General features: G+C 64.7%; 13 protein-coding genes and 1 tRNA gene. 8 read left to right on the forward strand and 6 right to left on the reverse strand.

Annotation, left to right across the window (positions count from 1 at the left end; all coding sequences use genetic code 11):
- The coding region (locus VFZ97_18770) for a hypothetical protein (protein HEX6395485.1) at positions 1 to 238 on the reverse strand (238 nt) is incomplete at its 3' end.
- A gap of 83 nt (positions 239 to 321) precedes the next feature.
- Positions 322 to 417 (reverse strand) — tRNA-Sec (locus tag VFZ97_18775).
- A gap of 248 nt (positions 418 to 665) precedes the next feature.
- Here VFZ97_18775 and VFZ97_18780 point away from each other — a divergent pair.
- On the forward strand, positions 666 to 1,442 hold the full coding sequence (locus tag VFZ97_18780; protein ID HEX6395486.1) for a DUF72 domain-containing protein: 777 nt from the start codon (positions 666 to 668) through the stop codon (positions 1,440 to 1,442).
- Positions 1,443 to 1,545: 103 nt separating this feature from the next.
- A complete protein-coding gene (locus tag VFZ97_18785; GenBank protein ID HEX6395487.1) occupies positions 1,546 to 1,830 on the forward strand; it encodes a hypothetical protein in 285 nt (94 codons plus the stop codon).
- Between the two features lie 14 nt (positions 1,831 to 1,844).
- On the opposite strand, the gene VFZ97_18790 is transcribed toward VFZ97_18785, so the two are convergent.
- Positions 1,845 to 3,047, reverse strand: a complete 1,203-nt coding sequence (locus VFZ97_18790; GenBank protein HEX6395488.1) for a sigma-70 family RNA polymerase sigma factor — start codon at positions 3,045 to 3,047, stop codon at positions 1,845 to 1,847.
- Between the two features lie 121 nt (positions 3,048 to 3,168).
- Between VFZ97_18790 and VFZ97_18795 the strand changes: the two genes are divergently transcribed.
- Positions 3,169 to 4,200, forward strand: coding sequence for a PHP domain-containing protein (locus VFZ97_18795; protein HEX6395489.1), 1,032 nt, complete (start codon positions 3,169 to 3,171; stop codon positions 4,198 to 4,200).
- 15 nt (positions 4,201 to 4,215) lie between these two features.
- Here VFZ97_18795 and VFZ97_18800 read toward each other — a convergent pair whose 3' ends face one another.
- Together VFZ97_18800 and bioB are read right to left on the reverse strand one after the other, a co-directional pair.
- The gene (locus VFZ97_18800) at positions 4,216 to 5,982 is read right to left on the reverse strand and encodes an ABC transporter substrate-binding protein (GenBank protein HEX6395490.1); all 1,767 of its coding nucleotides are present in this window, start codon (positions 5,980 to 5,982) and stop codon (positions 4,216 to 4,218) included.
- A 236-nt stretch (positions 5,983 to 6,218) separates the two neighbouring features.
- Positions 6,219 to 7,229, reverse strand: a complete 1,011-nt coding sequence (bioB, locus tag VFZ97_18805) for a biotin synthase BioB (GenBank protein HEX6395491.1) — start codon at positions 7,227 to 7,229, stop codon at positions 6,219 to 6,221.
- A 65-nt stretch (positions 7,230 to 7,294) separates the two neighbouring features.
- On the opposite strand from bioB, the gene VFZ97_18810 reads away from it, so the two are divergent.
- Complete coding sequence (locus VFZ97_18810; GenBank protein HEX6395492.1) at positions 7,295 to 8,347, forward strand: MBL fold metallo-hydrolase; 1,053 nt, start codon at positions 7,295 to 7,297, stop codon at positions 8,345 to 8,347.
- Complete coding sequence (locus tag VFZ97_18815) at positions 8,344 to 10,002, forward strand: acyl-CoA synthetase (GenBank protein ID HEX6395493.1); 1,659 nt, start codon at positions 8,344 to 8,346, stop codon at positions 10,000 to 10,002. Before VFZ97_18810 ends, VFZ97_18815 begins: the two co-directional genes overlap by 4 nt.
- On the opposite strand, the gene VFZ97_18820 is transcribed toward VFZ97_18815, so the two are convergent.
- Entirely contained in the window at positions 9,986 to 10,411 is a 426-nt protein-coding gene (locus VFZ97_18820; protein ID HEX6395494.1) for a hypothetical protein, read from the reverse strand. The two genes, VFZ97_18815 and VFZ97_18820, sit on opposite strands and share 17 nt — an antisense overlap.
- 34 nt (positions 10,412 to 10,445) lie before the next feature.
- Between VFZ97_18820 and VFZ97_18825 the strand changes: the two genes are divergently transcribed.
- The 3 genes from VFZ97_18825 to VFZ97_18835 form a co-directional block, all read left to right on the forward strand.
- Positions 10,446 to 10,931 carry a hypothetical protein gene (locus VFZ97_18825; protein ID HEX6395495.1) on the forward strand — a complete coding sequence of 162 codons (486 nt, stop codon included), beginning with the start codon at positions 10,446 to 10,448 and terminating at the stop codon, positions 10,929 to 10,931.
- Between the two features lie 49 nt (positions 10,932 to 10,980).
- Positions 10,981 to 13,125 (forward strand): dehydrogenase E1 component subunit alpha/beta, encoded by a 2,145-nt coding sequence (locus VFZ97_18830; GenBank protein HEX6395496.1) that lies wholly within the window; start codon positions 10,981 to 10,983, stop codon positions 13,123 to 13,125.
- A 49-nt stretch (positions 13,126 to 13,174) separates the two neighbouring features.
- A partial coding sequence (locus VFZ97_18835) for a cobalamin-dependent protein (protein ID HEX6395497.1) occupies positions 13,175 to 14,709 on the forward strand: 1,535 nt, incomplete at its 3' end.

The raw sequence follows: 14,709 nt of genomic DNA on the forward strand, positions 1-14,709 counted from the left end.
TGGCCGGCGTCGGCAGTCGGGTCGTGACCACACCGGCGCCGCCGGCCGCCAGCCCGGGCTCCCCGTCCGGCCGGTCGACCACGAATGCCGTCATGTCACCACCGAGGCGTTGGACGAACGCTGCCGTCGCGCGGGCCGACCACTCGTCGGTGACGTCGAAGCCCATCGAGGCGAACATGAGCCCGGCCAGCCGCACCACCTCGGCTGCGTCCTCCGGAGTGGCGGCGCGGGCAGTCACGACGGCCCCGACCGTACCGTCGCCAAGCAAACGCCTGCCAAGATCCCCGCCGGCCGGACCCAGCGCCGGCGGGGATATTGGCGTGGCGGAGGTGGACGGGAATCGAACCCGCCGCTGCGGGATCACCGCAGCCAACCGCTTTGAAGGCGGCGGAGCCCACCAGGCGCTCGAACACCTCCGGCGGGGGAGCGTACTCGCCAGGGGTCGACCGGTCGCGGTTGACGGCTCGCCGCGTTTGGGCAAGGGAGATGGGACCGGCCCTAGGCAGTTTCTCTCTCCGTAACCCAGGGCCGGTCCCTCCTTTGGGGGCAGGCATTGAGTTGAGTACCCCGGGCTGCGACGCCCAACACGCCGAACCGTACTTTTTTTTTTTTTCCTCTTTGTCTCTGGCGGTAGCTCAGTCGTGTGGAACAAGATCGCTTTAGAAATGCCTCTGCTCGTCGGGACTTCCGGATGGCACTACAAGCACTGGAAGGGTGGCTTCTATCCCAGTGGCCTCCCCCAGAAGCAATGGCTCGGGTACTACGCGGACCGGTTCGAAACGGTCGAGCTGAACAATGCCTTCTACCGCCTACCGAGCAAAGAGGCTTTCGAACAATGGGCGACGGCGCTTCCAGATGGCTTCGTGGTGGCAGTGAAGGCCAGCCGCTACCTGACCCATATTCGCCGTCTGAGGGAGCCGAAAGATCCCGTTCGCCTCCTCGTGGAGCGTTCCGTTGGTCTCGGAGACAAGCTCGGGCCGTTCCTCTTGCAGCTGCCACCAACCTTGAAGGGCGATCCCGACGCCCTCGATGCCACCCTCAAGGCGTTCCCATCCAAGGCCCGGGTGGCGGTGGAGATGCGCGAGAGAAGCTGGTTCAACGAGGATTGCCGAAGGGTGCTCGAGCGCCGCAGGGCGGCGATCTGCCTCGCCGACGGAGGGCCGGTCCCGGTGCCGGCATGGCGGACCGCCGACTGGGGGTACGTCCGTTTCCATTGGGGGAAAGGCTCACCCGATTCCTGCTATGGCGACACCGCGCTGCGTACGTGGGCCAGGAAGCTCGCCGGGCTATGGAGCACAAACGAAACGGTCTTCGCGTACTTCAACAACGATGCCCATGGCTGCGCGCCCCGCGACGCCCGCAGGTTTGCGTTGGCTGCCCGCAAATCGGGACTCGAACCCGCCCGGGTCCCGGACAGCTCCGAGACTCCGATCACTGATTGAACCGATTGATCTCATCACCGAAGTCGGTAGCGAGTTTTTGCCGGCCCGCCATCGGGGTATTGCATGAGGAGGCAGGAAGGCCACGATTTGTGGAGGTGGTTACATGGCGGTCACCGACATCAAGCATGCGTCGGAGGCCGTGGAGGAGGTAACGGCTCGAGTATTCGAAGCTGTTTCCGACAACGCGGAACAGGTCCAGCAGCGCGCATCCCAACTTGCGGGCCTCGCTAAAGACGTGAGCAAGTCAACCGCGGAAACGGGGCGCCTGGCGGTGAAGAAGGTCGGAGCGAACGCGGGACGAAGCCCCGCGCCCTTCGTCGCCGGTGGGATCGTTGGGGTGATAGTGCTGCTACTGATCCTTTGGGCCTGGCGGCACCAGGACGACTGATCGGGGTCTCTGACCTAAGTGTGATCGCTTAGGACCACGCCCTCGGGTCCCTCGGACTCACCAAAGCCCCCCCGCAAAGCGGCAAGCGTTCGCGAGAGGAGTCGGGAGACCTGCATCTGGCTGACGCCTATGTCTTCCGCGATTCGCTCCTGGGTCCAGCCTCGGAAGAACCTTCGCTCGAGTATCACGCGCTCCCTTCGCGAGAGCTCAGGAAGAAGTTTCTCGAGTTGATGCCGGTTAAGGGTCTTCTCGAAGCCCTCGTCGATCGAGGCCAATTCGACTGCTTCTCCAGTGTCTTCTCTCGGAGCGTCGAGTGAAGCCAGCCAGTAGCCCCGTTCGGCGTCCATCGCTTCCACGACTCTTTCTTCGCTGACACCTATGTCTCTGCCGATCTCCTGAATCGTCGGGGAGCGGCCGTTGACCTGTGACAGCGTCTCCCTCGCGCGGTTGACTTCGAGGTAGGTCTCTTGAGTAGCTCTGCCGACCCTCATTCCCCACGCTCGGTCACGGAAGTGCCGCTTGAGCTCGCCGAGGATGCTCCCGGTTGCATAGGACGAGAAGGGGACACCTCTGGAAGGGTCGAAACGTCGTGCGCAGCTGACCAAAGCCGCGAGCCCGACCTGCCGCAGTTCCTCCGCCGCTTCGCCGCGACCTTCGAAGCGCCGCGCGAGCGACCGGGCCAACGCCATGTGGTCGTTGATGAGGCTGTCTTGGCTCGCGTGGGTACCGACGGCTTCCGCCGAGATGTCCCTGGACTCGGCACGCTTCTCGAAGAGCAGACCAGAACCTTCGACGGTCACCATGCCGTCCGGCTGCTGTTGTGGCCTGTGGTCGAGGAGGAGGCGCCCTCCCGGCCGAACCGTGTCCCACGCCTGACGCCAGCGAGGGTCGCGGCTCCTGCAGCTGTGCACGGCCGCCAGGTCCACTTGCTCTCCGGGCTCCCTGAGGCTCAGGTCAACACGCAGCTCGGGCCAGTGGTCATCCTGCACCGTTTGCTTGGCCCGATCAGCAGCGTCCTGCTCCTGTCCTTTGCCTGACAGGAGGGTGGCGTACAGCTTCATCTGCACCTGATGCCCCGGCTGACCGCGATGCGCCGCGCGTGCTGCAACAGTCCTAGTGATCGAGCAGACATCGTCGTCGCCGCCGATGACCCAAGCCTTTACCGGACGCGCGTCGCCGAGATCCGCGAGCCACGGCGCCAGACACCTGTACAGCAACGGCCGAGGCCACACCCGCTGGGCCAAAGTTCCTCCAACTATCTCGATCCGCCTTTCATCAGTTGTACCCGTAGCCCGGACCACACGAAACCGCCGCACCGGGCCACTAGCTTCGAGGTCCGTGACCGAACCGGTGACTTTCGCTGTCGAGGCTCTGGAACGCATCGCGTATCTCCTCGAGCGGGGACGCGCCGAGACATACAAGGTGAGGGCTTTCAGGCGGGCGGCTGCCGCCATTCAGTCGGTCGAACCGGGGGAGCTGGAGGCGCTCTGGAGGGCGGGCCGCCTGCGGGACATTCCAGGGGTAGGAGAGACATCGGGAAGGGTCGTGGCGGAGGCGCTCGCCGGCGAAACCCCCGGCTACCTCGCTGAGCTCGAGGGGCGGGGTGAGCCAGGACTGAGCGAGAAAGCGACGGAGGTTCGTTCGGTGCTGAAAGGGGATTGCCACAGCCATTCGGACTGGTCCGACGGCGGGAGCCCGGTCGAGGTTATGGCGACGGCAGCGGCAGCCCTCGGGCACTCCTACCTGGTGATGACCGATCACAGCCCCCGTCTCACCGTGGCTCACGGATTGGATCCCGCCAGGCTGCGTAGCCAGCTGGCTCTCATCGACGAGCTGAACGAGAAGCTGACGCCATTTCGGGTGATGACCGGAATCGAAGTCGACATCTTGGAGGACGGGTCTCTCGACCAGGAAGACGAACTGCTCGACCGGCTCGACGTGGTTGTTGCCAGCGTTCACTCGAAGCTCCGGATGGAGGCTCCGGAGATGACCCGGAGGATGGTCCGTGCGATAGAGAACCCGCGCACGGACATCCTCGGTCACTGCACCGGGCGGATCATCGTCGGCCGAGGCCGCAAACCCTCGACATTCGACGCGCACAAGGTGTTCGAGGCGTGCCTGCGGACCGGAACTGCGGTAGAGATCAACTCTAGGCCCGAACGTCGCGACCCTCCGCCAGAGCTGTTGACGCTCGCTGTCGAAGCCGGGTGTTACATCAGTATCGACACGGACGCCCACGCGCCGGGGCAGCTGGAGTGGATCGGTCTCGGGTGCGAGCAGGCGGCGGAAGCGGGTGTGCAGGTCGAACGGATCGTCAACGCGCTGGATGCTGATGCGCTGGCTGATTGGGCGTCATCGCACTCGGCATAGCGTTCCGATCCAACCTCACCCTCCGTTTCGCCCGGGCGTCAACCAGACATTGGTCGGGTCGAACTGAAACAGGTCTGGGACGAACACTGCGTTGTGCACTTGAGCGGCGTGGTAGACGGGCACCGCCGGAGAGGTGATGGGGTAGATGACCGCATCTGCCATCACCTGTCGGTCGGCTTGTGCCCAAAGCGACCCGGCTTTGGACACGCTCGTGGTGGAGGCCGCCTCGTGGATGAGCTTGTTGGTCGTCGGGTCATCGTAAAAGCCGAAGTTGCTCCCCTGCGGGGGAAACGAACCCGGCCCCGCGAAGAGCGGGAAGAAGAAAGAGAACGCAGCGTTCCCGTACCAATCTGGCACCCACTGGGCGAGTGCGAGGTCCCAGGTGCCGTTGTGAGCTACCGCAGGGACTTCCAGGTACTTGGTGTAGAAGTCACTCGAGTTGTTTGCGACGCCGGTCACGCTCACGCCGACCTTCCCGAGCTCCGATTGAATGATTTGGAACATCCGAGCCTCGAAGTCCAGGTTCGCCTGGTAGAGAACCTTCAGGCGGAGGCTCGGTGTGCCATCCGATCGCAGCATCCGCCTTGCCTTGGCCGGGTCGTACGGATACGGATCCGCGGGTTTGGAACCGACGACGCCTGGAGGAAGAACATGCGTCAGAGGGGGCGCGACCTGAGGTCCGCCCGCGGCCCGTATGAGCTCCGACCGGTTGATGCCGTACTCGAGTGTTTGCCGAACCTTCACTTTTCTCAACGCACCACCATTGTTTGGTGAGGCAGTGTCGAACAACAGGAACGGATCGGTCCCGAAGGTCGGCCCAAGTGTCAGCCGCGGATTCTTGGCCGCAAGGAAGGCCGGCACCGACGCGGTCGGGATCGGGGAGTCCCACCCCATGTCGGCACCCGGGGAATTGGTCGAGAGCTGCTGCTCGACTTGTTGCTGCGTCTCGGTTTCGGAAACCACGATTCGGTCTACGTACGCCTTGCGCGCAGGGTCTGTTTCCCCGTTCCACGCACGGTTGCGAACGAACACGATCGATTTCGCCGGCGTGTAGCTCAGTATCTCGTAGGGCCCGTCGGAGACGGTGTGCTGGGCGAGGTCAGGGCTGGCAGGTACGTAGTTGAGGAACTCGACGGGGGCAGGTGACAGAGCCGGAATTGCGAGCAGGTTCGGAAAGTAAGTCGCGGGGCGGGTCAGCGTGAACGTCACCGACAGGGGGTTTGCGGAGTCGACTCTGATTCCGGGCACGGAGTTCGACGCCAGGAACCCCTTGATCGCAGCCACGGTGGGGGAAACTTTCGCAAAGCCGTCGCAGAAGGCCTGCATGCCTGCAATGAGCGTCTCGAAGTCGGCGAGTCCGCCAAAGGGTTGCGCCGGGTTGCAGGTGCGTTCGACTCCACGGACGACGTCGTGGCCCGTCACTTGTCGCGGCGGCGACGTGTTCCACATCGCGCCCGGTCGGATCGTCAGTTTGTAGGTGAGCCCGTTGGAGCTGACCCCGCCGTTCGACCTGCTGGGAACCTGGGTGGCGAGATCGGGGACCGGATTGGTTGTCCGTCCGGCCACCGCAGGATAGGTGAGCAGCTGACGGCTCCACATGCGTAATCCCAGATAGCCGGTCGTGTAATAGGAGACGTTTGGATCCATGTAGTCGACATCGCCGGTGCCGAGCATGTTGAGCGTTCCGCCCCTTACCGGAGTTCTGCCTGACGCCCCACTACACGCGGAAAGGGAAGACCCGATTGTCAAGCACACCGCCACGATCGCTGCGAGCCGTCTCATCGTTCATCCTTAGTGTCGACGTCGACCGGCGTGGTGGACAATAGCGTCGTCAGATGATCAGCCCGTTTGCTCGCCGTGATCGCGGCAAGTCGCGGTCCAGCCAGTGGGGATGATCAACACCCGAAGGCGACGTCCGCATTGGGTGCAGAATCGCGGAGGTTCGAACTGGCCGCGGCATCTACCCGCAGTGGGACATTCAGTCGACAACCGACCACAACCACTGCAACGCTTCGTGATCAGAGCACCTTCGACAGCGAGCCGATCGGCATCTGGAGATCTTTGAGCATGGTCAGGTCCTCTTCGGGGTCTCGGCCAAGCGTGGTGAGATAGTTCCCAACGATCAGGGCGTTTATGCCACTGGTCAGGCCCATGGCTTGCAGGTCCCCAAGAGTTATCTCCCTCCCGCCGGCGTAGCGGAGAATGACATCTGGGAGACCAAGACGGAAGAGGGCGATCCAACGGATCGCTTCCAAGGGGGTCACCGGGGGGCGGATCATCAAAGGCGTGCCGGGTCTGGGATCGAGAAAGTTCACCGGGACTTCCTGGGGCTGCAGGGATGTCAGCTGGTCGATCAGCTCGAGGCGCTGCGCGTCCGACTCTCCCATTCCGAGAAGGACGCCGCAGCAAAGCTCCATACCGGTTTCTTTGACCAGTAGGCAGGTGTCGTAGCGCTCCTGCCACGAGTGCGTCGTGACTATTTCGGGGAAGAAGGACCGTGCGCTCTCGAGGTTGTGGTTGTACCGGTGGACTCCCGCCTCTGCCAGGCGGTAAGCCTGGGTACGGTCGAGAATTCCAGCGGATACTGCGACGTTCAGGCCTGACTCCTGCTGGACCAGCGGGACCAAGTCGATGAGCCGGCGCATGGTCCGCTCGTCAGGACCCCGAATGGCGAGCACGATGCAGAATTCGCTCGCACCGAGCGCAGCGGTCTCCCGCGCCGCTCTCAGAACCTCGTCGGTGTCAAGGAACGGGGTCGCGAGCACCGGGGTGTCGAAACGGGACGACTGCGCGCAGAAATGGCAATCCTCCGGGCACCCCCCGGTCTTGGCCGACAGGATCCCTTCTACCTCGACGGCGTCGCCGCACCACGTTCGGCGCACGTCGTGGGCCAACTCTGTCAAGAGGGGCAGATCTTCTTCCCCGAGGTTGGCCAGCGTCTCCAGCTCTGGCGGAAGAAGCCGCTGTTGATCCCGGATGAGCTTGGACCGGGCTCGGTCGAGCACTGCTGACACGGTTGGGGCAGCCATGAGGCCGCCCATCGTAGTAATCCCCGGATGGGGCATTCGGCTGGCGCTCCTGGCAAGCTGTCGGGATGGCCGACTCCGTGAAGAACGACGCCGCGTCTCTGCCGGGAGACCCACTCCCCCCGGTGGAGAAAGTGAGGCCGGGCTTGTGGAGCATCCCGGTGCCGATCCCGAACAATCCGCTGCGTTACGTGCTGGTGTACGCCTTCGAAACCGAGCGGGGGCCGTATCTGATCGATGCAGGGTGGAACACCGACGACGCCTACCAGACACTTGTCTCAGGGCTCGATGAGGCCGGTTTTCACGTCAAGGATGTGCAAGGCGTGCTCGTCACCCACATCCATCCCGACCACTACGGCCTCGCGGGCCGGATCAGGGAGGCCTCCGGTGCGTGGGTGGCGCTCCACCCTGCGGACGCCGATCTGATCGGGGAGCGCTACGACGAGCCCGGTGAGCTGATCGAGAAGATGGCGGCGATGCTGAGGCGCGACGGCGCGCCTTCGGAGGAGATCGACTCCCTGAAGCAGGCATCGATGCCAGTCCGAGGATTCGTTTGGGCGGTGACACCGGACGTTCTGATGGAGGACGGCGACCGCCCCGAGGTGCCCGGCTGGGACCTGACCGCGATCTGGACGCCCGGCCATTCTCCCGGGCACCTGTGCTTCTACGAGCCCGCGAATCGCCTCATGCTCTCCGGTGATCACGTCCTGCCGCGAATTACGCCGAACATCTCGTTCCATCCCCAAGCCGGCCCCAACCCGCTTGGTGACTTTCTACGGTCTCTCGACCGGGTCGCCGCCTACGACACCGACGAGGTGCTGCCGGCCCACGAATACCGCTTTTACGACCTGCCGGCGAGGGTCGCGCAGCTCAAGGCGCACCATCAGGCGCGTTTCGACGAGGTGTTCGCCGCCATACGCGACGGAGTGACGACGACCTGGGGGATAGCCAGCAAGATGACCTGGAACAAACCGTGGGACCAGATCCAGGGGTTCATGAGAAGGGCGGCGGTCGGAGAGGCCCTCGCACACCTCAACTACCTGCGCAACGTGGGTGTCATCACGGAGAACGTCGGTGAGCCGTCCACTTGGGAGATCCTGCCCGGGGCCTCCCGGGCGTGACGCCGCCCAGCAATTGGAACTTTGCCGACGTCTGGGAGGCCGTGGCAGAAGTCCACCCGGAGCGCCCCGCCGTCACCCAAGGTCACCGGCTCTATGACTGGCGACAGTTCGACGCCCGGGCGGACGGAGTTGCGAAGAACCTTCTGGACGCAGGGTTAGGCAGGCAGGGGAAGGTCGCGCAGTACCTGTACAACTCACCCGAGTACCTCGAATCGCTCTTTGCCGCGCTCAAGGTCGGCGCCGTCCCGGTGAACACCAACTATCGCTACACCGCGGAGGAGCTCACCTACCTGTGGGACAACGCGGATGTCGAGGCGGTCGTCTTCCACGGCTCGTTCGCGGATCGAGCCGAGGCGGTCAGGGCAAACCTTTCACGGATAGGGGCGTGGCTGTGGGTAGACGATGGCTCAGGACCCTGTCCGAGCTGGGCGACTCCTTACGAGAACGCGGCTTCCGCCGTGGCGGAACCACAGCACGTACGCGGTTCTTGGGGGCGAAGCGGTGACGACCTTCTACTCATCTACACCGGTGGGACTACCGGGATGCCGAAGGGCGTGATGTGGCGCCAGGACGACCTGTTCGCAGTACTCAACCGGACCGGGGAGATCCGGTATCCCGAGTCCGGTTCCCGCCAAGACGTCAAAGCGATACTGGCCGGCCCGCAGAAGTATCCACCGGCGAAGCTTCTGCCCGGACCGCCTCTCATGCACGGGACTGGCTTGTTTACCGCGATGTCCGTGCTGAACAGCGGCGGGACCATCGTCCTGCCTACTGCGCGGCACTTCGACGTGGAGGAGCTTCTGGACGTCATATCCCAGGAGCGGGTGACGGAGCTTTCTATCGTCGGCGACGCTTTTGCCAAGCCGATACTCGCAGCGTTGGATGCGAACCCGGGCCGGTGGGACATCTCCTCCCTGTGGCTCGTCATCAGCTCCGGCGTGATCTGGTCAGAGGAGGTCAAGGCCGGGCTCCTGCGGCACCAACCCAAACTGCTGATGATCGACAACCTCGGATCGTCGGAGGCCATCGGAATGGCCCGTTCGAGCTCCAAGGCGGGCGCGACGGCGTCCACAGGTGGATTCCTGCTCGGACCCAACACTCGGGTGATCACCGAGGATGGGCGCGACGTGAGCCCCGGAAGTGGCGAGCAGGGAATGGTCGCGATCAAAGGTCGTGGACCGATCGGCTACTACAAGGACCCGGAAAAGAGCGCCGGGACATTCCGGGTCATCGATGGGGAAAGGTGGACGGTACCTGGGGACTACGCCACTGTCGGATCCGACGGATCGGTGAAGCTGCTGGGGCGAGGATCGGTTTGCATCAACTCCGGGGGAGAGAAGGTGTTTCCCGAGGAGGTGGAGGAGATCTTGAAGCTCCATCCCGCTGTCGAGGACGCGGTGGTCGTCGGCATACCCGACGAACGATTCGGTGAGGTGGTGACCGCGGTCGTCGAGCTCTCCCAATCGGCACATCCACCCGCGGATGCCGATCTGATCGACAGCGTGCGGAGCCATCTCGCCGGCTACAAAGCGCCTCGTCACGTAGTAATCGTGGAGACGATCGGGCGGGCGCCCAACGGGAAGGTCGACTACAAGCGGCTCAAGGCGGAGGCGATCGCCAGGGTCGGCAGTTCCGAAATCAGGTCTCGGGCGTGACCGACGACACGTACCAACCGCCCGGTCCCGAGGTGACCCCGATCTCGTAGATCCCGTCGGTCCTGGTGTTCCGGTAGGTGCACGTGGCCGGATTGGCTCCGGAGGTGCAGCCCCTCGACTGGAGGTAGCCGGCAGGGTACGGCTGGGCGAACAACGCGTCGACCGCCGAAGGCGACGCAATGGCTATCCCGGCGGTGCGGTTGTTGGTAGCCCATGCGGACACGAGGTGGGCCGCCGCCGCGTCTGGAGTCGGCTGTGCAGCTGTGGGTGCCCACGACGTCGTCGTAGTCGTTGCCGGGGCCAAAGTCGTCGCCGTCGTGCTCGACGTCGCGGGTGCGCCGCTCCCGCGGGAGCTACCGCAGCCGGCGGCTAAAGCAAGAACGGCGGAAAAGGCCAGGACCCATCGCATCGCCGAGAAGGTAGCCGCGCAAAGATCTCCATCCGTGCCCGCCCCTTCTGTGATGGCCCCTTCTGTGATGGCCCCTCCCGTGCTCGCTACTTCTCAAGGGCTCTACGACGCGTTGGTCGTCCTACACGTGGTGTGCGCTGTCGTGGGGTTCGGCGCGGTGGCCGTCAGTGGGGTCTACGGGGCGCTGGCGCGGGACCCGGGGAACCGGTCTGAAGTCGGGCGGTACTTCACGTCCCCTGGGCTTGCCGAATGGCTTGTCGTCCCAGTGCCGTTCTTTGGCCTCGGCGCGCTTCTTGCCGACGACCGAAGTGGCGACCTCACCGACGTCTGGATTATCGGCGGCTCGATCGTCTGGATCGCCGCAACCGCGATCCTGTTCGCTGCCGTGCGACCCGCCGAGGCTCGCCTCCGGCGATGGGAGCATCCGGCTCGGGATGGTCGCATCCTCATGTGGGCCGGAATCGGATCCGATCTGCTGTTTGTCGTGGCGCTCGCGCTGATGGTTACGCAGCCTGGATAGCGGCGATAACCTCCGGTACGGGCTCCGCGGTCGTACGATGCGGACGTCTATGGCTGCTCCACTTCGCAAACCGTCGTCGTTCCGGAGGGCTCACTTGCGGCCGGTCGCAGCTCCCGAGGAGGGAACATTCCGGGGAATACCGGTTGACGAGGTGCGCGACGACTTCCGCACGGCCTGGGTCTCGCGATTCCTCGACGATCGTGAGATCGCTTTGCAGAAGCAGAGCCGAGTTTTTTTCCAGATATCAGGCGCGGGTCACGAGGCTCTTCTGCTCGGATTCGGAAGGTACCTTCGGCCCGGTTACGACTGGTTCTTCCCGTATTACCGGGATCGGGCGTTGATGCTCGCGCTGGGCGTTTCCCCGGAGGAGATCCTCGAGTTGGCGGTGGGCTCGGCGGACGACCCGGCATCCGGTGGCAGGCAGATGCCATGCCACTGGGGGTACAAGAGACTCAACGTGGTTACGGAGTCGAGCGCGACCGGGAGCCAGTGCTTACCTGCCGTCGGTTGCGCCGAAGCCTCTCGCTACATCTCCCGTCGCCAGCTACCGGGTTGCACCGCACACGGCGACGAGCTCACCTACGTCTCTCTCGGAGAAGGTGCCACTTCCGAAGGGGAGTTCTGGGAGAGCCTGAACACTGCTTGCACGCTGCACCTGCCCATGCTGTACGTGGTCGCCGACAACGGGTACGCGATCTCGGTGCCGTCGGCCGATCAATCGCCGGCGCCGGTTTCGGAACTGGTGCGAGGGTTTCGCGGGCTTCACGTTCATACGCTCGACGGCAGGGACTATTTCGAGGTTCGCTCTCGGGCGGCCGACATCGTGGCAGAGGTGCGCGCCGGTGTCGGCCCAGCGCTCGTCCACGCGACGGTGACCCGCCCGTACTCCCACTCTTCGGCGGACACACAAAGCAAGTACCGATCGGCCGACGAACTGGCGACCGAGTCGGAGCATGACCCGTTGCTCCTGTTCGAGAAGGCCGTGGTCGACGGCGGGCTCATGACGCCCGAGGAAGTTGCGAACCTGAAAGAGGAGGCGCGCCAGACAGTCGTCGCCGCGGCCCGCCATGCCCTCAACGCCCGCCGACCGGACCCGATCACGGTCACCGAGCAGGTCGTGAATCTGCCCCGGGTAGACCCGGACGCGGAGCAGGCGGACGGCGGCGAGGGTGAGGTCGTGGCCCTCGGGGAGGCCATCCGGCGGACCCTGCGGGAGCAGATGGCGGAGGACGAGCGGATACGAGTTTTCGGTGAGGACGTTGCGGATGCTCGCGAGACGGTCTTGGCCAACGTCGAGGGCAAGGGCGGGGTGTTCGGCACCACTTTCGGGTTGCAACGTGAGTTCGGGCTGGCCCGTTGCTACAACACTCCGCTCGCCGAGGCGAACATCGTCGGCCGCGCTATCGGCCAAGGACTCCGCGGGCTTCGCCCGATTCCCGAGGTCCAGTTCTTTGACTACATATGGACTGCGATGCAGCAGATCAAGACCGAAGCTGCGACGATCAGATGGAGATCGAACGGCGCATTCACCTGCCCGATGGTTCTCCGTGTCCCGATAGGGGGTTACCTGGCGGGCGGGGCGATCTGGCACTCTCAGTCAGGCGAGTCGATCTTCGCCCACATACCTGGCTTGACCGTGGTCATGCCTTCGAGGGCACGGGACGCGGTGGGACTTCTCCGCACCGCGCTTCAGGCAGAGGATCCGGTGATGTTCCTCGAGCACAAGCACCTGCTTCGCCAGCCGTATACGAAGGATCCGTTCCCGTCCAGGGCTTTCCAGATCCCGTTCGGCAAGGGGCGGGTGGTGCGCGACGGCGACGAGCTGGTGATCGTTACATGGGGCGCGACGGTTGAGAAGTCACGCCAGGCGGCGGTTCAGCTCGAAGAATCGGAAGGCGTGTCGGTAGGTGTGGTCGATCTTCGTTCGATACTTCCTTGGGACAAGGAGCTCGTCGGACAGCAAGTGGCCCGCACAAGCCGGGTGCTTGTCGTGCACGAGGACATTCTCACCGCCGGATTCGGGGCGGAGGTGGCTGCTTGGGTCGCGGAACACTCGTTTTCGGACCTGGATGCGCCGGTCGGCCGTATTGGAGCGACCGACACGCACGTCGCCTACGAGCCGACACTCGAGAAGGCGATCCTCCCCCAGGTTGACGACATCGTCGCCGGCGCCCGCAAGGTGCTGTCGTACTGACTGAGCAGGCCAGATACTAGGACGTCCTAGTATCTGGTAGGGTCGACCTGTGAGTGGCGACATGGTCCGTCCGGAAGCGCACCCTCGAGAGCTGCACCGCCCCGAGCATCCCGTGCGGTTCGTCACCGCCGCGAGCCTGTTCGACGGGCACGACGCGGCGATCAACATCATGCGCCGCCTGCTTCAGTCGCAAGGCGCTGAAGTCGTACATCTAGGGCACAATCGATCGGTCGACGAAGTCGTGACCGCTGCGGTCCAGGAGGACGTTCAGGGGGTGGCGGTCAGCTCCTATCAGGGCGGGCACATCGAGTACTTCAAGTACCTCGTCGACCGGTTGGGCGCGGAAGGTCGGGGTGACATCAAGGTCTACGGAGGGGGCGGCGGCACCATCGTCGCTTCCGAGGTCGCCGAGCTCCACGACTACGGCGTGGCGAGGATCTTCACGCCGCACGACGGGCAGGAGCTCGGACTCGCCGCGATGGTGAACACGATGATCGAGGCGTGCGATCATCCGCTCGAGCCCCCATCGGGGGCCGATGTCGATCGGCTTGCCGGAGGAGACCAGAAGATCCTGGCGCGCACCATCACCGCGGCGGAATCAAGGTGCCTACCGGTCGAGATGGCCGCGGCGCTGGCCGAGGCGCCGGCAGTCCCTGTTCTCGGAATCACAGGAACAGGTGGTTCCGGAAAGTCGTCGCTGACCGACGAACTGGTTAGACGTTTTCGCATCGACCAGGAGGACAAGCTGCGCATCGCCGTTCTGGCGGTGGACCCGACCAGGCGAAGGGGCGGCGGCGCCCTACTAGGCGATCGCATTCGGATGAACTCAATCGATGCCGACGCTCTCGACACCGGCCGGGTGTACTTCCGTTCGATGGCAACCCGCGGAGCAATCAGCGAGCTCCCCGACTCGCTCGATGAGGCGATCGCGGCGCTCAAGGCGGCCGGATTCGATTTGATCGTCGTGGAGACACCGGGGATCGGTCAGGGCGACGCGGCGGTTGTCCCGCACGTTGACTTGTCCCTCTACGTGATGACCCCGGAATTCGGAGCCGCGTCCCAGCTGGAAAAGATCGACATGCTGGACCTGGCCGACGTGGTGGCGATCAACAAATTCGAGCGGCGCGGCGGGGCCGACGCCCTGCGCGACGTGTCCCGGCAGCTGGTCCGCAACCGGGAGGCGTTCGGGGCCCGTCCGGAGGACATGCCGGTGTTCGGCACCAGCGCCGCGACCTTCAACGACAACGGGGTGACCGCGCTCTACCAGCACCTGGGCGGGCTGCTGAAGGAAAAGGGGCTGCCCTTGGGGGAGGGTGTGCTGCCCGCCGCCACCGGCCGCACGTCCACCGGCGCGGCTCCCGTCATCCCGCCGGAACGGGTCAACTACCTGGGCGACATCGCGGCCACCGTCCGCGGCTACCACGAGCAGACCGCCCGCGAGGTCGAGGCCGCCCGCCGCCTGCAGCGGCTCACCGAGGTCGCGGCCGAGCTCGAGGGTGACACCCGGCAGACCGTGGCCGACCTGGCCGACCAGGCCCGCGAACAGCTCGGCCGGGACAGCGAGCGGCTGCTGAAGCAGTGGCC

Source organism: Acidimicrobiales bacterium, from assembly GCA_036378675.1.
In the GTDB taxonomy this organism is placed as follows: domain Bacteria; phylum Actinomycetota; class Acidimicrobiia; order Acidimicrobiales; family Palsa-688; genus DASUWA01.